The 18,590-nt window shown below is 69.5% G+C and carries 21 protein-coding genes; 14 read left to right on the plus strand and 7 right to left on the minus strand.

Annotated features, from left to right (window positions below; genetic code table 11):
- Positions 1-30 precede the first annotated feature (30 nt).
- Together AC6CH0_RS15640 and AC6CH0_RS15645 are read left to right on the plus strand one after the other, a co-directional pair.
- Positions 31-600 (plus strand): hypothetical protein, encoded by a 570-nt coding sequence (locus AC6CH0_RS15640; protein ID WP_498102511.1) that lies wholly within the window; start codon positions 31-33, stop codon positions 598-600.
- A gap of 49 nt (positions 601-649) precedes the next feature.
- The gene (locus AC6CH0_RS15645) at positions 650-2,098 is read left to right on the plus strand and encodes a hypothetical protein (RefSeq protein WP_498102513.1); all 1,449 of its coding nucleotides are present in this window, start codon (positions 650-652) and stop codon (positions 2,096-2,098) included.
- Between the two features lie 316 nt (positions 2,099-2,414).
- Here AC6CH0_RS15645 and AC6CH0_RS15650 read toward each other — a convergent pair whose 3' ends face one another.
- Genes AC6CH0_RS15650 through AC6CH0_RS15660 form a run of 3 tightly spaced genes read right to left on the minus strand, consistent with a single transcriptional unit; the run spans position 2,415 to position 4,140 of the window.
- Positions 2,415-2,558, minus strand: a complete 144-nt coding sequence (locus AC6CH0_RS15650) for a hypothetical protein (protein ID WP_498102515.1) — start codon at positions 2,556-2,558, stop codon at positions 2,415-2,417.
- On the minus strand, positions 2,551-3,765 hold the full coding sequence (locus AC6CH0_RS15655; RefSeq protein WP_498102517.1) for a hypothetical protein: 1,215 nt from the start codon (positions 3,763-3,765) through the stop codon (positions 2,551-2,553). The genes AC6CH0_RS15650 and AC6CH0_RS15655 overlap by 8 nt, the downstream gene beginning before the upstream one ends.
- A 30-nt stretch (positions 3,766-3,795) precedes the next feature.
- Positions 3,796-4,140: a LysR family transcriptional regulator gene (locus AC6CH0_RS15660; protein ID WP_498102519.1), complete on the minus strand. Its 345-nt coding sequence runs from the start codon at positions 4,138-4,140 to the stop codon at positions 3,796-3,798.
- A 172-nt stretch (positions 4,141-4,312) separates the two neighbouring features.
- On the opposite strand from AC6CH0_RS15660, the gene AC6CH0_RS15665 reads away from it, so the two are divergent.
- Positions 4,313-4,618 (plus strand): NIPSNAP family protein, encoded by a 306-nt coding sequence (locus AC6CH0_RS15665; RefSeq protein ID WP_498102521.1) that lies wholly within the window; start codon positions 4,313-4,315, stop codon positions 4,616-4,618.
- Positions 4,619-4,626: 8 nt separating this feature from the next.
- On the opposite strand, the gene AC6CH0_RS15670 is transcribed toward AC6CH0_RS15665, so the two are convergent.
- Positions 4,627-4,854 carry a hypothetical protein gene (locus AC6CH0_RS15670; RefSeq protein WP_498102523.1) on the minus strand — a complete coding sequence of 76 codons (228 nt, stop codon included), beginning with the start codon at positions 4,852-4,854 and terminating at the stop codon, positions 4,627-4,629.
- A 154-nt stretch (positions 4,855-5,008) separates the two neighbouring features.
- Here AC6CH0_RS15670 and AC6CH0_RS15675 point away from each other — a divergent pair, with 154 nt between their 5' ends.
- The 9 genes from AC6CH0_RS15675 to AC6CH0_RS15715 all read left to right on the plus strand — a co-directional run bounded on the left by AC6CH0_RS15675 (position 5,009) and on the right by AC6CH0_RS15715 (position 12,401).
- Entirely contained in the window at positions 5,009-5,191 is a 183-nt protein-coding gene (locus AC6CH0_RS15675; RefSeq protein WP_498102525.1) for a CsbD family protein, read from the plus strand.
- 30 nt (positions 5,192-5,221) lie between these two features.
- On the plus strand, positions 5,222-5,473 hold the full coding sequence (locus AC6CH0_RS15680) for a DUF6458 family protein (protein ID WP_498102527.1): 252 nt from the start codon (positions 5,222-5,224) through the stop codon (positions 5,471-5,473).
- An 84-nt stretch (positions 5,474-5,557) separates the two neighbouring features.
- On the plus strand, positions 5,558-6,409 hold the full coding sequence (locus AC6CH0_RS15685; protein ID WP_498102529.1) for a DNA-formamidopyrimidine glycosylase family protein: 852 nt from the start codon (positions 5,558-5,560) through the stop codon (positions 6,407-6,409).
- A 101-nt stretch (positions 6,410-6,510) separates the two neighbouring features.
- Positions 6,511-7,032, plus strand: coding sequence for an RNA polymerase sigma factor (locus AC6CH0_RS15690; protein WP_498102531.1), 522 nt, complete (start codon positions 6,511-6,513; stop codon positions 7,030-7,032).
- Between the two features lie 71 nt (positions 7,033-7,103).
- Positions 7,104-8,510, plus strand: coding sequence for a hypothetical protein (locus AC6CH0_RS15695; protein WP_498102533.1), 1,407 nt, complete (start codon positions 7,104-7,106; stop codon positions 8,508-8,510).
- Between the two features lie 73 nt (positions 8,511-8,583).
- Positions 8,584-9,444: an Fpg/Nei family DNA glycosylase gene (locus AC6CH0_RS15700; protein WP_498102535.1), complete on the plus strand. Its 861-nt coding sequence runs from the start codon at positions 8,584-8,586 to the stop codon at positions 9,442-9,444.
- Positions 9,445-9,469: 25 nt separating this feature from the next.
- A complete protein-coding gene (locus AC6CH0_RS15705) occupies positions 9,470-10,066 on the plus strand; it encodes a GNAT family N-acetyltransferase (RefSeq protein WP_498102537.1) in 597 nt (198 codons plus the stop codon).
- 43 nt (positions 10,067-10,109) lie between these two features.
- Entirely contained in the window at positions 10,110-11,786 is a 1,677-nt protein-coding gene (locus tag AC6CH0_RS15710; protein WP_498102539.1) for an ABC-F family ATP-binding cassette domain-containing protein, read from the plus strand.
- A gap of 30 nt (positions 11,787-11,816) precedes the next feature.
- Positions 11,817-12,401, plus strand: a complete 585-nt coding sequence (locus AC6CH0_RS15715) for a GNAT family N-acetyltransferase (RefSeq protein ID WP_498102541.1) — start codon at positions 11,817-11,819, stop codon at positions 12,399-12,401.
- A 15-nt stretch (positions 12,402-12,416) separates the two neighbouring features.
- On the opposite strand, the gene AC6CH0_RS15720 is transcribed toward AC6CH0_RS15715, so the two are convergent.
- Together AC6CH0_RS15720 and AC6CH0_RS15725 are read right to left on the minus strand one after the other, a co-directional pair.
- Positions 12,417-12,926 (minus strand): hypothetical protein, encoded by a 510-nt coding sequence (locus tag AC6CH0_RS15720; RefSeq protein ID WP_498102543.1) that lies wholly within the window; start codon positions 12,924-12,926, stop codon positions 12,417-12,419.
- 88 nt (positions 12,927-13,014) lie between these two features.
- Positions 13,015-14,931, minus strand: coding sequence for an anthranilate synthase family protein (locus tag AC6CH0_RS15725; RefSeq protein ID WP_498102545.1), 1,917 nt, complete (start codon positions 14,929-14,931; stop codon positions 13,015-13,017).
- A 171-nt stretch (positions 14,932-15,102) separates the two neighbouring features.
- Between AC6CH0_RS15725 and AC6CH0_RS15730 the strand changes: the two genes are divergently transcribed.
- Positions 15,103-15,930, plus strand: coding sequence for a putative protein N(5)-glutamine methyltransferase (locus AC6CH0_RS15730; protein ID WP_498102547.1), 828 nt, complete (start codon positions 15,103-15,105; stop codon positions 15,928-15,930).
- Here AC6CH0_RS15730 and AC6CH0_RS15735 read toward each other — a convergent pair.
- Positions 15,919-16,569 (minus strand): phosphoribosyltransferase, encoded by a 651-nt coding sequence (locus tag AC6CH0_RS15735; protein WP_498102549.1) that lies wholly within the window; start codon positions 16,567-16,569, stop codon positions 15,919-15,921. The two genes, AC6CH0_RS15730 and AC6CH0_RS15735, sit on opposite strands and share 12 nt — an antisense overlap.
- Before the next feature lie 242 nt (positions 16,570-16,811).
- Between AC6CH0_RS15735 and AC6CH0_RS15740 the strand changes: the two genes are divergently transcribed.
- Entirely contained in the window at positions 16,812-18,521 is a 1,710-nt protein-coding gene (locus tag AC6CH0_RS15740; RefSeq protein WP_498102551.1) for a VWA domain-containing protein, read from the plus strand.
- Positions 18,522-18,590 lie beyond the last annotated feature (69 nt).

Here is an 18,590-nt window from a genome sequence, read left to right on the forward strand (position 1 = left end):
CTCATGCCTGGGCCATACACTCGACTGGTGATGTCTGAGCACGTGATCGAGATCGCCGACGGCATCGCGATACTGCGTGCGCTCGAGGACGTCGGGGGGCGTCCGTTCAATTGGGCGGAGCTCGGTGCGCCGGTCGTCGACCGCGGGGCGCATGCGATCTTCCCGCTCGCCGTGGCCGCAGTTCAGGATGTTCGCGAACCTGCGGCGTCGACTCGCCTCGTGGAGAGGGAGCGAGCACTCGAGCTGGCCTGCGCTCATTTCTACGGTGGTGACGGATTCCATGCCGAGATGAAGCTCGGTGTCGACGCGGGGTACGGGCGGAGGCTCGTCGAGACCTCGACGCTCGCGCGCGCACCGAGCTACTGGTGGGGGATCGGCCGGTTCGCCGCCCTGCTCGTGCGCTCGTTCGAGCAGCGGAGCGCGTTCGAGACGATCGCTTTCCACATCGTCCCGAAGGACTGGGTCTGGTATTCGCCGCTCAACTCGGGCACGAAACGGGAGGCATCCCGCCGGCGACGGATCGCCCGCGAGCAGGAGACGGTCGCTGGAGTCGCCGACGTCGTCTGGTCGTGGCCGTTGGGCATGGATGCGCGCGCATGATCGAGAGTCCGCAGTCCATCCGGGTGAGAGTGATGGCGGACGCGCCGACGTGAAGCGCTTCGTGCAGGTCGCCGAGAGTCCGAGCATGGGCGTGGAGCTCGCCACCGGTCGGGCGTGGGTCGGTATCGACCGGCAGGTCGGTCATGGTTCCGCCGACGCGTTGTTCGCGCTGACCGACGAGCAGTACGCCGCGGCGCTCGTCGACGGGGCAGTGGACCGGCAGTTCACCATCGAGTGCTGGCAGGGCGAGCGCGAAGACCTGCTCCTGTTCCACCCGGGTGGTGCATCGTGGAAGCCCGAGCAGTGGCTGGCGTGCCGCGAGCGCATGATCCCTTCCCGAGTCGCGGGCGAGGTGTGGTGGCACATCGATGCATTGGGCGAGCCGGTGGATGGCGAACGGATCGACGTTTCGCGGAGCCTCGCTTCGGGCACGGGGCTGACTTCGGCCGGTCCTGAGGGAGTCTCCGGCATGACCTTCCCCCTCGTCGGCGACAGCGCGTATCCGCGCCCCGGCGCGTTGATCGTCGGGCTCATCCCGGGCAGCGAACGTGAGCACGCGCGGGCGATCCTGGGCGACCCGGTCGAGGCTGATTCCGACGAGTTCACCGTCGAGGGCATTCGAGTGCGCCTCGGTTACGTCGACGAGGGCCTCGTCGAGATCGCGTTGGAGCGCCCTCAGACGCCGTCGCCGCCAGGAGAGCCGATCGGGACGTTCCTCGCAGTGCTCGGTGAGCCCGAGGGAGGGCCGGCATTCCAGGCTGTGGCGCGACTCGCCGGCGACAGGACCCGACGGTGGGCGGCGCCCGCGGGCGCGCGTCGCGCGATCGTCTTCGACGGCGGCGTGGAGATGCAGGTCGAGTACGATCGGGTGTTGAGCGCGCGCATCAGCCTCAGCTCTGCCACGGCCGACTCGAGCTACCGGCATGCACGCGATCTGATTCCCGGTGTGACGTTGCCGGCACCGCGAGAGCAGGTTCGTCGAGCGCTCGGTGCTCCGGTCGCCTCGAGCGGAGGCAGAGACCTGCACCGGTACGGTCGACACGACCTCCTGATCGACTACGGGGTGTCGATGGAAGGCGAGACTCCGACCACGATGACGGCGGTCATCACCGGCGTCAGCATCTCAGGCCGATTCTCCCGGTGGCGATCGGGCGACTTCACGATGTTCCTCGACGTCCTCGGACGTCGGCCGTCGAACGCGCTCGTCGCGCACGTGCGCGCTCTTCCCGGTGTACGTCTCCGAATGCGCGGTGGTGTGGTCGCCGCGGCCGAGATCGGCACCAGCGGCTATCAGACTGAGCGCTTCGCGGCGTTCGTCGACGGGCTGCCGGCCGAGCCGTCACGCAAGGATCTTCCGTTCTGGGGACTCACGTATGTCGGAGAACATGACAGTGCCTGGAAGCTCGATCGGGGTTGGGTGCACGCGCACGCGCGCGACGGCAGCCTGATCACGAGCATCAGCGTCAGTACGGAGCCGCCGATCGGCTTGGAGGAATGACGTCGGATGGCGCAACGCGACGCTGAGCCCAACGCCGCGATACCCGTTCAGGGCCGTTCGCTCGGGGGACCGGGGAAGTCGATTCCGAGTCTCACTTCGAGGCCATCGAGATCGGGAAGCTCTCGTCGTGCCTGCTCGCGAGAGAGCACCTTCGGGTAACTGAAGGCACCGACCTCCCAGTACGCACCGCAATGGCGACACCGACGGACCTCGGCCATGAACTCGTCGCTCTCGCCGATCGTCACCGCCCGACTCTCGGGATCGTACGTGTGCCAGTACCCCGTGCAGACTTCGCACGCACCTGCATATCTCGCGTTCATCGGGCCCGTTGGTCCTGCATCCGGCCGCACGCCTCGAACGGGTCGGGGTCGGCGACCGACCAGACAGCGGGGACGGTGGTGTCGAACTCCACCTCGACCCACGCACGGAAGGCCGCATGGGCCGCGCGATCCTCAAGCATCGAAGGACTGTGCGGCGTCTCGTGAAGTGATCGCCCGCTGCTCCGCGATCCATGTGTGGTTGACGATCGCGACGGCGACCGCGTCACGGTAGTTCTTGCCGTCCGGTCCGCTGAACAGATTCTTCGCGTGGAATCGAGACGTTTCCAGGTGCGGGGAGCTGCTGTGGATGCTCCTGGCGAGCTTCGCCACGTAGTCGCGGCCGCCGGCTCGATAGGCCTCGAGCTCGGAATCACCGAGGCGGATCAACGCGGAATCATCGACCATCGAGTTGACGACGTACCTGGCGTCGAGGTAAAGGCTTCCCTGTTGTTCGACGAGGAACCATGCCCCGGGCTCGTGGTCGACGTAGTGCATCGCCTCGCGGTCCTCTGCGATCCTGGCGGCATCGCCCCACTGCTCGACGGGCGGGATCGCTTGGAGCGGTCGTCGCATCGCGTCATTCAGCACGTGGTATCCGAAGGTCGGGGAGGAGTCGCGGACCAAGGTGAAGCAGATGATCCGCCGGCATGCGGTGCAGGTGAGCTGACTCTCGACCCGCTCCATGAGCCGTGAGGCATGAAGTGGCTGCAGGTCGGCGAGCCCGACCCAGCGACCGTTCTCGGTCAGGAGGCCGGCAGTGAGTGACGTGGCGAGCGCGTCGACGGTGCCGTCCACATCGACTCCGCCGTCCACGCCGCTCCTGCGGACGAGGAGATCGCTGCAGGCGGGGCATCCGTCGTCTTCAGGGTGGCAGGCAAGGCCTGGCTGCTCCGCGGTGACGGTGAAGCCGAGGAGATTCCCCGCTTCCTTCCAGCCGCGGTTCTCGAAATCGAATCGCGCGTATGCGCCGTCGAGCGTGAAATACGGCATGTCGCTCCCTGCGAAGTGCGACGGAGCTCCGATGGCCCGTTCGAGTTCACCGAGCGTGGCGTCGTTGTCGGCGTCGGCGATCCACTCCGACAGGTCGCGCCCGTGCGGAGCCGTCGGCGTCGGTGCGAGGTGCAGGCGCACCGCCACGAGCGCGTCGTCGTGCAGCGTGATCTCCCCACCAAAGGCGAACAGCAGCCGGCGGGAGCGGAAGGCCGGTTCGCCGACCAGCCGTTCCGTGACGCCGGCCGGATCGCCCCCGAACGCGTCCACCAGCCGACGCGTCGCCGGATGCTGTTCGGACAGGCTGAGCGCGTCGAGGACCTCGAGCAGTCGGGTACTCGTTCGCCAGCGTTCCACCCGACCATTATGCGTTCATGACGCGCCCGGTCACCGCCCCTGACGTCTCTTGTACGGCTTCGGCTGCCCCTTCACGATGGGAGCACGGCCCTTGCCCTTCGAGGCTTTCGCCTTGCCGCCGGCCTTCGCCGCGGGGCTCTCGGCAGGCGCGGGCGCTGCGGCGATCTGCTCTCGGGCTTCATCGAGCAGGAGGATTCCGAACTTGGTGAGCTGCGTTTCGCCCTGCCGGGTGAAGAGGGGGTGTCCGACCTCGGTCTCGAGCTTCTCGATCGACGAGTAGAGAGAAGCGAGCGGAATGTCGAGGGCGGCTGCGGCACGCGGGAAGTGCAGCTCCTCGGCGACCGCGACGAAGCGCCGAAGCAGGGTGATGTTCACGGGCAGCCTTTCGTCGGTCCGCGGGGATCGCGGCCGTTCTTCAGGGTACGCGGGTCGGACGCGGCCCGACCTGCGTCGGCGTGGATTGGACGGGGCCACCTCGCCACCGAGATACTCGTTGCGAGCTCCGAGCCCTTGGAGAACGACCACCGACAGAAACGAGTCGATCCCGATGATCACCGTGCACCTCCGCTACGAGATCGACGCCGACAAGCTCGCCGAGTTCCGCGAGTACGGGCAGCGTTGGATCCGCCTCGTCAACAGACTCGGCGGGGACCACCACGGGTACTTCCTGCCGAGCGAGGGCGACAGCGACGAGGCGTTCGCGCTGTTCACGTTCCCGTCGCTCGCCGAGTACGAGCAGTACCGCATCGCAGCGGCCGACGACCCCGAGTGCATCGAGGCGTACAACTTCGCCGTCGAGACGAAGTGCATTCGCAGGTACGAGCGACGGTTCGTCTCGCCCGTCTTCGCCTGAGCGGCGTCTCACGCCGCGTGCGCTCCTCGAGCGCCGCGACCCTCGACGAGCACTCGGCTGATGGCATCGGGAGCCGCGGTGAACCGGCCAGGGGCACCCTCGGTCGAGACGTAGTGCACCCTGATGCCGCGGCCGACGCGCGCGAGCCGCGTGACCTCGTAGTGACTGCCCGAGACGTTGATGAGCGTGTCGCCCACAGCGAGGTGCCGGGTCTGCCGCAATTCGATCGTCGCCATAGTGAGAGTGTCTCAACACCCACCGACACTGGGCGGCGCTTAAGGGCCGCACGCGGCGTTGTCAACCCGTTGTCGACCCGAACGCGCCTGCCTAACGTGGAATCACCGGCGCAGAACATGTGCGCCGGCGGAACCGATTCCTGAGGAGGACGCCATGGGCGCCAAGGACGATCTCGGCAACACCGGAGAACGACTGACGGGCAAGGCCAAAGAGGGCATCGGCAAGCTGACCGACAACGAGCGGCTCGAGGCCGAAGGCAAGGCCGATCAGGTCAAGGCCGACGTGAAGCAAGCCGGAGAGAAGGCCAAGGACGCGTGGAAAGACGCCACCGAATAGGCCGAATGGTCGAGCAGAAGGAGCAATGACATGAGTATCGGCATCGGAATTCTGCTCGTGGCGATCGGGGCGATCCTCACCTTCGCCTTGAACGTCACGGTCGACTGGATCGACCTCGATCTCGTCGGCTACATCTTGATGATCGCAGGAGTGATCGTCGTCATTCTCGGCCTCATCTTCATGATGCGTCGTCGGAGCATCTCCACGACCAGCACCGCCGATCCGGCGGTGGGCCAGCGCGTCACGCGCGTCGAAGACCAGGTCCCGCCTCCCGGGGTGTAGGGCCTGCAGGGGGAAGAGCGGGTGTCGCGCCGGGGGCGCGGCACCCGCTCGACTGCGTCGGTCGAGGTATGCGAAGCTGGCGGTATGCCCGAGTCGCCCGAGGTTGAGGCGCTCGTCGATGATCTCGGCATGCGGCTGGCCGGCCGCGAGATCACCGGCGTCGACGTCGTGGAGTTCCGCGCTGCCAAGACCCGCGGCCGATCGCCATCGTCGCTGCGCGGCGAGCGCGTGCACGGAGCTGTACGGCACGGCAAGCACGTCGACCTCTCGGTCGGCGAGGGCCAGCACCTCGTGGTCTCGCTCGGTCGCCACGGCTGGGCGCGTTACGGGAACGCGGAGACGGATGCATCCGCCGCAGGCGAGGCCCCGCCGACGCTGGTCGCCCTCGCCTTCGACGACGGGAGGATCGTCGAGTTCACGGATGCCGGCGACTGGGTCTCGCTCGGCTGCTGGGTCGTCGATGATCCCGATGAGGTTCCCGCACTGGCGAAACTCGGACCAGACCCTGCAGACGTCGAGTTCACGCAGGCCGACTTCGACCGCGTCGTCGCCGGCCGGCGCAAGCAGGTGAAAGCCGTGCTGCAGGAGCAGGAGTCGCTCGCGGGTATCGGCAACGCGTACTCCGACGAGATCCTGCACCTTGCGAAGGTCTCGCCCGTGGCGCACGCTGCGTCGCTGACGGAGGCCGAGCTCGGCCGCCTCTTCGAGGCCACGGTCGGCACGATCAGGGGTGCGATCGACCACCAGCGGGGAACACCGATCGATCAGCTCAAGGCCGCGAAGGTCGCATCGATGCGGGTGCACGGCCGGGCCGGTGCGGAGTGCCCGGTCTGCGGCGACACCGTGCTCGACTTCTCGTTCGCGAGCACCACTGCGCAGTACTGCCCGAGCTGCCAGACGGCCGGAGAGCACCTTCCGCTGCGTGCTGCGAAGTGATCGGCACGCGGACCGTGCAAGACTCGCGGCTGACGTGACACAAACATGTCGTGAGGATCGCCAGCACCGAAGCAAGCGCCGACGCGGCCGAGGAGGTGGCGATGCCCGAGCCCGCTGACGGGAGAGCGACCGGTGCGGCGACGGCCTGGTTCACCGAGATCGTTCGCGAGCACTCGACTGCGCTCGTTCGCTACTTCGCCCGTCGTGGCCCGCGCCAAGACGCCGAAGACCTCGCCGCCGAGGTCTTCGCGACCGCCTGGCGCCGGCGAGACGACGTGCCACGCGATGCCGTGCTGCCGTGGTTGTACCGCACGGCGGGCTTCACGCTCGCGAACGGTCGTCGCAAGCGCGTCGATCTCCCCGTCGAGGAGCTGCCCGAGACAGGGGCGGTGCGCATCGAGCACGACCCCGAGCTGAGCGCGCTGTTCGACGCCGAGTTGCGGGGCGCGCTCGGCAGCGTCGGTGAGCGAGACCGGCGCATCCTGCTGCTGCATGCCTGGGAAGGGCTCGACGGCCAAGAGCTCGCAGAAGTCCTCGGCATCTCTCGTTCGGGTGCGGATGCCGCGCTTTCACGCGCTCGTAAGCGGCTCCGGGATGCCTGGGGCGAACGGATGTCGTTCTAGGCGCTGCAAGATGCCGCCGCCCCGGGACATATCCCGAGTGAAGCGGTTTGCACGCACGAAGGGTGTTCGACATGAACGACGACAACGAGCTCGACCCGGTCGCACGACTGCGCGCCGCCGACCCCGCGGCCGGCGTCGAGCCCCGTGCGGGCTTCGCCGACGACGTCATCACGGCGGCGACCGCCGAGACGCCTGCGGCTCCTGCGACTCGGTCCGAGACTCCGAACAGCGATTCCGGCGAGGTGACCGATCTCGCGTCGGAACGGGTCCGTCGTCGTCCCCGGTGGTCGCCGATCGCCGTCGTGGCCGCCGTCGCCGCCTCGGTCGCGCTCGTCGGCGGCGCCGGGTTCGGATTGGGGGCGATGACGGGAGGGACGACGAACCTCGCCTCGGCCCCGCCGATCTCGTTGCAGTTCGGCGCGGCTGAGGGCGGTGCGATGCAGGAGGGCCCTGCGTCGATGGACGCCAGCGGCCGGAAGATGACCGGATCCGGCGTCAGCGACATGATGATGCCGTACGGGTTCGGCCGGAACAGCTTCAGCGCCACCGGGCTCGCCACCGCAGGCGGCACGGCGTCGGCATATGCGTTCGACGCGCGGTCCGCGTCGAACCCCGACACCGTCACCGCACTCGCCGCTGCACTCGGGGTCGAGGGAACCGCAGTGCTGAAGGACGGAAGCTGGACGGTCGGTCCGCAGGACGGCAGCGGCCCCGTGCTCTACGTCGCGGTCGACGGTACGCTCGGTTTCTCGTATTCCGACCCGCGGATCAATCCGTGGGCGTGCATCGAACCGGCCATGCCAGAGCCGGCGGCACCAGAGCCGGATGCGCCCGATGCGACGATTCCCGAACCGATCGCGCCCGTGGCGCCGGACTGCGCGCCGAATACGGCGGATGTGCCGAGCGAGGCTGCGGCGATCGACGCGCTTCGTTCGCTCATCGCGTCGACGGGGCGCGACTCAGGGGCCTTCGAATTCACCTCCGAGACCTGGGAGGGCGCGGTGACGCGGATGGCGCAGGCCTGGCCCGTCGTCGACGGGCAGCGCATCGACCAGGCCTGGACGATCGAACTCACGCAACAGGGCATCTCCAGCGCGTCGGGTGCGCTCGCCGAGCTCGTGCCGATCGGCGACTACGACGTCGTCAGCGAGCAGGATGGCGTCGAGCGGCTCTCCGACCCGCGGTTCGGGGCGCAGATGTCCGCGATGCCGCTCGTTGCCGTCGATGTGCCGGCTGACGGCATGGTCGAGGAGTGGGTGGCTCCGACCGAACCCCCGGCCACGCCGACGACCGGAACCTCCGTGTCGTGGCCGGTGCGCGACGTGCAGATCGTCGGCGCACGGCTGGGCCTCGCGAGCCAATGGCAACCCGACGGCAGCGTGCTCGTCGTTCCGGCCTACGTGTTCACCGATGCCGACGGCGGCACCTGGTCGGTCATCGCGGTCGCCGAGTCGAAGCTCGACTTCTCAGCCGAGTAGGCGGTCGCACGGCGCGCTGCGAACGGAGGTCGCGCGAGATGACGAAGTCGGCGGTCGGGTGCAGGATGGTGGTGTGCCTGAGCTTCCCGAAGTCCACGCGCTCGCCGAGTTCCTCGACGGCCGTGTGACCGGGCACGCCTTCGCCTCCCTGCGCGTCGCGGCGATCTCGGCGCTCAAGACGTTCGATCCACCGTTGTCGGCGCTCGAAGGCCAGCGCATAGAGCGAGTGGGGCGCAGCGGCAAGTTCGTCGACTTCGACGCCGGCGGCCAGCACCTCGTGTTCCATCTCGCCCGTGCAGGCTGGCTGCGATGGTACGACGAACTGCCATCGACGCCCGTCAAGCCGGGCCGCTCGCCGCTCGCCCTGCGAGTGCGACTCGACGACGGCTCGGGTTTCGACCTCACCGAGGCCGGCACGAAGAAGTCGCTCGCCGTCTACGTCGTGCGCGACCCCGCCGAGGTGCCCGGCATCGCGCGACTCGGGCCCGACCCGACGGCGCCCGACTTCTCGCTCGCCGACTTCGCCGCCGTGCTCGACGGGCGCCGCACGCAGATCAAGGGGCTGCTCCGCGACCAGTCCGTGTTCGCCGGCATCGGCAACGCCTACTCCGATGAGATCCTGCACGCGGCGAAGATGTCGCCGTACGCACTCGCCGCGAAGCTCTCGAGCGACCAGGTCGAGCAGTTGTACCGCGCACTGCGTGACACCCTCGCCGAGGCGGTCGCCGCAGCATCCGGTCGCCCGCCGGCCGAACTGAAAGACGCCAAGCGCCGGGCGATGCGCGTGCACGGGCGCACCGGCGAGCGCTGCGAGGTCTGCGGCGACACGATCCGCCAGGTGATCTTCGCCGACTCCACGTTCCAGTACTGCCCGGGGTGCCAGACCGGCGGAAAGCCGCTCGCCGATCGGGTGCTCTCCCGGCTCGTGAAGTGACGGCGCCGACTGGTATGCAAGAAGCATGACGACTTCCGACGTGACGTGGCCGCGTGCCGCCGGGCCGCTCGAGCTCCGACTTCCGACCGCCGACACCATCGACCGGGTGCTGGCCTGGCGCAACCGACCCGAGGTGACGCGCTGGCTGCTCCGCACCGAGGCCGAACCCGAGGCTTTCGCGAGAATCTGGCTCGACGGAATCGGCGACCCGCGCGACCACTCGGCGATCGCCGTGCTCGGCGACGAGGTCGTCGGCACCGGCTCGCTCTGGATCACCGACGGCATGGGGCAGACGCACGGCGACGCCACGATCTTCGAGGGAAGCGAGGCCGGAATCGGCTATCTCATCGACCCGGCGCACGCGGGCAAGGGGTTCGCGACCGAGATCGCCGGTGCGCTGCTCGACCTCGCCTTCGATGAACTCGGCGTGCGCCGGGTCACGGCGGGCTGCTTCGCCGACAACACCGCCTCGTGGAAGATCATGGAGAAGCTCGGCATGCGTCGCGAGCAGCACGGCCTTCGCGACTCGTGGCATGCCGAGCTCGGCTGGATCGACGGGTACACGTACGCGATCCTCGACGAGGAGTGGCGGGCTCGCCGACCCGTCGGTGCCGGTCGCTGAGCGGTCAGCACCTTCTCGTCGCCCGGATGACTACAGTTGACCGGTGACTGCAACGCTCGTGGCCCAGGGGCTCGCCGGAGGCTACGCCCACCGAACCCTCTTCGACGACCTCGATCTGACGGTCGCACCTGGCGACGTGGTCGGCATCGTCGGCGCGAACGGGGCCGGGAAGTCGACGCTGCTCCGCATCCTCGCGGGGGAACTGGAACCGCAGGCCGGCACCGTGCACCTCTCGCCGAGCGACGCGTTCGTCGGATGGCTGCCGCAGGAGCACGAGCGCATCGAGGGTGAGACCATCGCAGCGTATGTCGCGCGGCGAACCGGAGCCGCAGAGGCATCCGCTCGCCTCGATGCCGCCGCCGAAGCGCTCGGTTCGACGGATGCCCCGGCGCCCGGCGCCCCCGACCCGGCTGACGAGTACTCGGTCGCGCTCGAGCGCTGGCTCGCCTCGGGCGCCGCAGACCTCGACGAGCGACTGCCGGTCGTGCTCGCCGAGCTCGGGTTGAGCCTCGACGGCGCCGATGCCCACCTCTCGGCCGATTCGATGATGACGTCGCTCTCGGGCGGGCAGGCCGCACGTGTCGGCCTCGCGGCCCTGCTCTGCTCTCGCTTCGACCTCGTGCTCCTCGACGAGCCGACGAACGACCTCGACCTCGACGGCCTCGAACGGCTCGAGTCCTTCGTGCGCGGAATCCGCGGCGGCGTGGTGCTCGTCAGCCACGACCGCGAGTTCCTCGCCCGCTCGGTGACGCGCGTGCTCGAACTCGATCTGGCGCAGTCCTCGAACCGCATCTACGGCGGCGGCTACGACGCGTACCTCGAGGAGCGGGCGACCGCGCGCCGCCAGCAGCGCGAGGAGTACGACGAGTTCGCGGCGAAGAAGGCCGACCTCGTCTCGCGCGCGCGGACGCAGCGCGAGTGGTCGAGCCAGGGCGTGCGTAACGCGATGAAGAAGTCGCCCGACAACGACAAGATCCGCCGCAAGGCCGCGACCGAGTCGAGCGAGAAGCAGGCGCAGAAGGTTCGCCAGATGGAGAGCCGCATCGCTCGGCTCGACGAGGTCGAGGAGCCGCGCAAGGAGTGGCAGCTCGAGTTCACGATCGGCCAGGCGCCCCGCTCGAGTTCCGTCGTCTCGACGCTGAACGAGGCCGTGGTCGTGCAGGGAGACTTCACCCTCGGCCCGGTCTCGCTGCAGGTCGACGCGGGGGAGCGCATCGGCATCACGGGGCCGAACGGAGCGGGCAAGTCGACGCTCCTCTCACTGCTGCTCGGGCGGCGTGCCGCCGATGCCGGAGCCGCGAGTCTCGGGGCATCCGTCGCCATCGGGGAGATCGACCAGGCGCGGACGCAGCTCACCGGCGATGCGCCGCTCGCGCTGGCGTTCGAGGCGCTCGTGCCCGAATACAGTGCGAGCGAGGTGCGAACCCTGCTCGCGAAGTTCGGCCTCAAGGCCGATCACGTGCTGCGGCCGGTCGACGCGCTCTCGCCCGGCGAACGCACCCGCGCCGGCCTCGCCCTGTTGCAGGCTCGCGGCGTGAACGTCCTCGTGCTCGACGAGCCTACCAACCACCTCGATCTCGTGGCCATCGAGCAGCTCGAAGAAGCACTCGAGTCGTACGAGGGCACGCTGCTGCTCGTGACCCACGACCGGCGCATGCTCGAGCACGTGCGCCTCGATCGGCGCTGGCAGGTCGAAGCCGGGCGCGTCACCGAGCACTGACGATCGGATGCCGCTGCAAGACTGGTACGGATGATCGACGAACTCCTGACCGAGCGCCTGCTGCTGCGCCCCTTGACTCTCGACGACGTCGACGCGTACTTCGGCATCTACGGCGACCCCCGCACCTGGGTGCACCTGCCGAGCGGCCGGCATTCGAGTCGCGCCGTGTCGAAGCAGGCCATCCAGAGCGCCATCGACGGGCGCCTTGCGTACGGTTTCTCGCACAACGCGGTGATTCTGCGTGAGCCTCTCGGCGCGTTGCCGGCCGGCGTCTTCCTCGGCTCGGCCGGCGCGAAGATGCTCGACTTCGACGCGTGGAACCTCGGCTATCGCTTCGCGCCCGGGGCCTGGGGTCTCGGCTTCGCGACCGAAGCCGCCGCCGTCAGCCTCGAGGCTGCCCGATCGACTCGGCCGTCGACGCCAGTGACCGCTCGCGTACTGGGAGAGAATGCGGCATCGATCCGGGTACTCGAGCGGATCGGGCTGCAGCTCATCTGGCGCGGGCGATCCGCGCCGGCACCCGACGGCACCGGCACCACGCATCTCGATCGGGTGATCTTCGCCGATCGCACGCTCGACGCCGACACCCTCGATGCGGTGATCGCGCTGGGGTGAGCAGGTCGCGCGCTCTCAGGTCAGCGTGCTGTCGTCCCGTCGCGCGTGGTCGCGTCGCACCTGGGGCTGTGTCGCGTCGTCGCGTCGTTCGTCGGACTGTGCCACGTCGTCGCGTCGCACATCGTCGACCCGTACGTCGTCGCGTCGACCGGCGTCGTCGGTCTCGACGTCGGGATCGAGCGTGTCGGCCTTCCGGAGGCGGTCGTCGGCTTCGGTACGCAGGTCGGTGGCCGCCGACTGGCGGTCGGCGCTCTCGCGAGCGAGTCGCTCCGCATCGAGTCGTGCCTGCGCCGCGTCGGCGTCGGCCTGCTTGGCCGCCGCCGCGGTGCGAGCTGCTTCGGCCTCACGCTGACGCGCCTCCGCATCGGTCTCCGCCGCACTCTGCCGGAGCTCGGCGGCGCGGTTTCGGCCGGCCTCGACGCGTGCCTCGCTGCGTCGCCGATTCGTGGCGATCACCACGATCACGATGATCGCGATGACGACGATGATGCCGATGATGATCCAGACGATGGTGCTCGTGTCCATGGTGATCCGCCTCCTCAGGTGGTCACGCCCAGCCAAGCCCGTCTCGCGCGAGCCGGCAATGCCTTGCGGAACCCGGCGCAGTGCGGGATCATCCGGCCGGAGTCGCCTCGATTCGGCGTTCGGCCGTCGCGGCCTCCGGCGGCAACGCGCCCAGCAGCTCATCGAGGAGCCGCCGGAGCACGCCGAGTCCGTCGGGCGAGAGCACCGATTCGAGGTGCCCCTGCACCGATGCCACGCGAGGCCCGCGAAGCGCGTGCACGACACCCGTCGCGACATCCGACGCCACTTCGAGCGCGAGTCGCGGCGTCGTCGAGCCGTTCGGAGCGAACGCCGCGAACGTATTGTAGAAACCGATCCTGGCCGGCTCGCCGAACAGCTCGGCCTCGAGTTGCACGCCCTGCCTCGGTGCCGGCAGCGGCTCGATCGGCAGGCCGCCGAGGCCGGCGAGCACCTGATGGCTGAGGCACACTGCGAGCAATGGGGCGCCGAGGTCGACTCGTGCTGCGATGAGCTCGCGCAGCCGGGCGACGCGCGGGTCGGCCTCGTTGCGGGGGTCGCCGGGGCCTGGGCCGAAGACCACGAGGTCGTCGGATGCCTCTGGCTCGGCTTCGTTCCATGGAACGACCCGCGCCGCGACGCCGAGGTGGCGCAGCTGGTGCGCGAGCATCGTCGTGAAGTCGTCGCCGGCGTCGATGACGAGGGCGGTGGCGCCACGCGAGGCGTGCGCCGCCTGCGGGGTGCTCCAGAACGGCGCGAGCTGATCGTTGCGCGAATCGAGGAGCGTCGCAATGCGGTCGTGATCGCGGTGCCCGGCCACCATGGCGGCCGTCGAGGCGGGACTCGCCGCCCTTGCGCCCTTCGCGCCCGGCACCGCACCGAGCGCGGTGAGGACGCCGGCCGCCTTCGCATGCGTCTCGGCCACCTCGCCGGCAGGGTCGGAATGCCGAACCAGGGTGGCACCCACCGGCACACGCACCTCGCCTGCGCCGTCGACGTAGGCGGTGCGGATGAGGATCGGCGCGTCGAGGTCGTATCCCGCAGCGGTCGGCGTGAACCGTGCCAGCACGCCCGCATAGTAGCCGCGCGGTGTCGCCTCGTGGCGTGCGATCACCGCGCAGGCGTTGCCCATCGGCGAGCCGGTCACGGTGGGCGCGAACATGGTGCGGCGCAGCACCTCGCGCGGATCGAGGTCGCTGCGCCCCTCGAGCAGGTACTCGGTGTGGGTCAGCCGCGACATCCGCTTCAGGAACGGGCCGCGGATGCGGCCGCCGTCTGGGCAGACCGCACTCATCATCTTCAGCTCCTCGTCGACGACCATGACGAGCTCCTCCCGCTCCTTCACGTCGTCGAGGAAGATCGCCAGCTCGTCGTCGGTCGGCGGTCCGTCCAGATGACGGAACGTGCCGCTGATCGGATTCATCGAGACGACTCCGCCGATCGACGAGACATGGCGTTCCGGCGTCGCACCGACGGCGGACAGCCCGGGGGTGTGCATCGCGAACGTCCAGTACGCACCGGCCTCGTGCTCGAGCAGGGCCCGCAACCATCCGAGCACGGCGATCGCCGCCGGCGCCTCGATTCGCCCCGTGAACTCGCGTCGGATCACGAAGTTCGCGCCCTCGCCGCGGCCGATCTCCTCGTCGATCACGCGGCGCACCCGCGCCGCGTAGTCGGCGTCGCTCACGTCGACGTCGAGGTGATCGAGCGAGATCGGATGCTCCGGCAGCAGGTCGACGGCCGCCCCGAGCTCGATCGTCTCGCGGTCGCGAACCACGAGGCAGCGCAGTGGTGCGCCGTCGTCGTGGGCGGTGAAGCCGCGCTCGCGCACCTGGCGGAACGGCACGAGCGCAAGCACCTCTGCGCCGTCGAGCGGAATGTCGGCGAGCCGGTCGACATCGACGATGTCGCCGACGAGCACGTCGAGCGTCGGCTCGTGCTCACGACGCACGATCGCGAACGGGCCGGGGGCAGCGGCGGTGAGCAGGGAAGCGAGCAGTCGCGTCATGGGATTCTCCGGTCGGACCCTCGGGTGGAGTCTTCCCGCAAACGCGAAACGACCGCCCTCGGGCGGTCGTCAGTACGTCGAAACGAATGGCCGCCTAGGAGGCGGGCCACCAGCTCTGGTTCGACGAGGTCATGCCATGGACTCTAGCACCACGCCGCTACGCTGCGAGAGATGGCACTTCCTGCACCCGAATCCGAGATCGTGAACCGATTGCGCGCCGCCGGATGCGTCTTCGCCGAAGACGAAGCGCGACTCCTGGTCGAGGCGAGCGACGACCGAGACGCGCTCGATCGACTCGTCGAGCGTCGCGTACTGGGTGAGCCGCTCGAACAGGTGCTCGGCTGGGCGGAGTTCGCGGGGCTGCGCATCCGCATGCTGCCCGGAGTCTTCGTGCCCCGCCGGCGTACCGAGTTCCTCGCGGCCGAGGCGGCACGCCTCACCGCCGGTGCCGCCCGTGTGCCCGACGGCGACCCGGTGCACATGCCGGTCGTCGTCGACCTCTGCTGCGGCGCCGGAGCGATCGGCGCGGCAGTCTCGAACGCCGTCGGGCCGGAACACCTGCGACTCATCGCCGCCGATCTCGATCCGGTCGCCGTGCAGGCGGCGCGCATCAATCTCGAACCACTGGGTGCCGGCGTGTTCGAGGGCGACCTGTTCGAGGCCCTGCCCGTGGAACTGCGCGGACGCATCGACGTGCTCGCCGTCAACGCGCCGTACGTGCCGAGCGATGCCATCGCCATGATGCCGCCCGAGGCGCGCGACCACGAGGCGCGCATGGCACTCGACGGCGGCGACGACGGACTCGACGTGCACCGACGCGTCGCGGAATCCGCTCGCTCCTGGCTGATTCCGGGCGGTGCCCTGCTGATCGAGACGAGCGAGCAGCAGGCGCCGGTGGCGGCGGCCTTCTTCACCGCCGGCGGGCTCACCGCACGCATCGTGCACGACGAGGACGCCGACGCGACCGTCGTGATCGGCACGGCCCCGTCAGTCGACTGAACGGCTCGCTGCGAGGAGTTCGGCGACCTCGTCATCGGTGGTCTGCGCGAAGTCGAGGTAGTGCATTCCCACCGACATGAATCCCTGCGGCGCCGAGAGGCAGACGATCTCGTCGATCGCGCCGTCCGCGGCGAGCGAGTCGAGCGCCTCGGGTGAGCCGACCGGCATCGCGAGCACGACCCGGGCGGCGCCGCGCGCCCGTGCGACGTGGGCAGCGACCCGGGCGGTCGCTCCGGTGGCGACGCCGTCGTCGACGATCACGGCGGTGCACCCATCGAGCGGTACTGGCGGTTCGCCACCTCGGAACCGGGCGACCCGCGCGTCGAGCTCGGTGCGTTCCCGGCGCTCGACATCGCGCAACTCTCCAGGCGAGACGAAGACGGCCTCGATGACGTCGTCGTTGAGCACGCGCGCGGCCCGCTCGCCGATCGCCCCCATGGCGACCTCGGGCTGGCCCGGGACGCCGAGCTTGCGCACGACGAGCACGTCGAGCGGGGCGTCGAGCCTTCGAGCGACCGGCGCCGCCACCGGCACTCCGCCGCGTGGCAGGCCGAGCACGACCGGCCGCTCGAGGCCGACACCCTCGAGTGCGGCGGCCAGACGGCGGCCTGCATCGGCGCGGTTGCGGAAGTGCTCCATGTCGTGGGTCCATCGAGCCGGGACTGCGGCCGGCGTGGGCCCGCGTGCGGCTCGATTCCATGTTCCCACCATCGACCGGCACTGCCAAGGAACAGTCCGTCGGAGGTGCCCAGCGCACCGTGAAGCCGAGTGAACTTCGCGTCTTCGAGCTCGTCGCCTACACTGAACGACATCCTTCCCCCGTGAGGGGAACCCGCTGTAAAAGGATTCGACGGGCCCCCACCCGTCGGCTTGGAGTGTCCGTGGGACGTCATAGTGTCTCGGCACCGGTGAAGAAGCCGGGCCGCAAGCTCATCCTGTCCATCGTCGGTGCCGTGGCCGTGGTCGGAGTCGTCGCTTCAGGCGTCTTCCTCTGGGTCGGCGGTTACCTGAACCCGATCTTCGCCTCGGCCGATGCCGGCTGCGCTGAGACCGAGACGATCGTCGTCGTCGCCGACACGTCGATCGCGCCCGCGCTCCGCGACGTCGCCGCGACCTTCGACGAGTCACCCGATCGCTGCGTGACCACCGAGATCACCGCACAAGACTCCGCCGACACCGCGGCCGTCATCGCCTCGGGCGGTTCCGAGGCCGACGCCTGGATTCCCGACTCGAGCGTCTGGCTCGACCGGGTGAACGCCACGGCGACGTCGCTCGGCCAGTCCGTGCCCGACGTCGAGGTGAGCGGCTCGATCGCCTCGTCTCCCGTCGTCTTCGCCGGCGCCGCGACGAAGGCGACCGAGCTCGCGGCCGAACCGGTGAGTTGGGCGAGGGTGCTCGGTGGCGCGCTGCCGACGATCCTGCCCGACCCCGAGGCATCCGCGGCGAGCCTTGCCGGACTCCTGGCACTGCGCGGCCACTCCTCGCCCGACGACCCGCGCCAGTTCGCGGGCGCCATGATCGAACTCGGCAAGTCGATTCCGGCGTCGACCGGCGCCGCCTTCGGCACGTTGAGCGCGGCGCAGCAGCCCGCCGTCGTGGTGACGAGCGAGGCGCAGGTGGCGGCCTACAACCTCGACGAGCCGGCTGAAGGCCTCGTCGCCGCGTATCCCGTCGACGGGACCGTCTCCCTCGACTATCCGTTCGTTCGGCTGTCGGCGACGGATGCCGCGAGCGGCAACGGTACCGCCGATACCGCCGATGCCGGGTCGGTGTCACGAGCGGAACTCCTCGACGCATTCGAGGCATCCGTCCAGGAGGCCGGCGCGACATTCGCGGCAGCGGGCTTCCGCGCCCCCGACGGTACCGGCCAACTCGACATCGCCGGCCTCGGGGCCGATGCGCCGCCCGCAGCGGCGGCGCTCGACGGCGCTGCGCAACTCGAGATCCTCCGCGCCTGGTCGGTGCTCACCCTGCGTTCGCGCATGCTCGCCGTGATCGACGTGTCGGGATCGATGGAGGAACCCGCCGAGAACGGCCTGCGTCGTATCGACATCTTCCAGCAGGCAGCCGTCGGCGCGATGCAGAAGTTCTCCGGTGAGGTCGAGATGGGTGTGTGGGTGTTCTCCACCGCCCGTAACGGCGACATCGACTACGAGGACCTCGCGCCGATCGCCCCGCTCGCCGATGCCGCGCACACGCAGCAGATCGCCGGCATCATCCAGTCGCTGCCGGCACGGCTCGGCGGTGCCACCGGACTCTACGACACGACACTCGCTGCGGTGCAGCGGGTTCGTGAGACGTACGATCCCGAGAAGGTCAACTCGGTGCTGCTCTTCACCGACGGCAAGAACGAGGACGAGAACGGCATCGACCTCGAGACGTTGCTCGCCGAACTCGCGAAGATCGACGATCCGTCGAAGCCGGTGCCGGTCATCATGATCGGCTTCGGACCCGACACCGACCTCGCGGCGATGCAGCGCATCGCCCACGCGACGAAGGGTGCTGCGTACTCGGCGTCGAAGCCCGAAGACCTCAGCATCGTGCTCGTCGACGCGCTCTCGCAACGCAGCTGCCGTCCCGACTGCGGCTGAGTCGCTCGGCGGTCGATCCGCCTGCGGCGAAGTAGCTCCGGTCACGACGAAGGGGCCCGGCATCCGCCG

The organism is Agromyces sp. GQ35 (assembly GCF_059758475.1).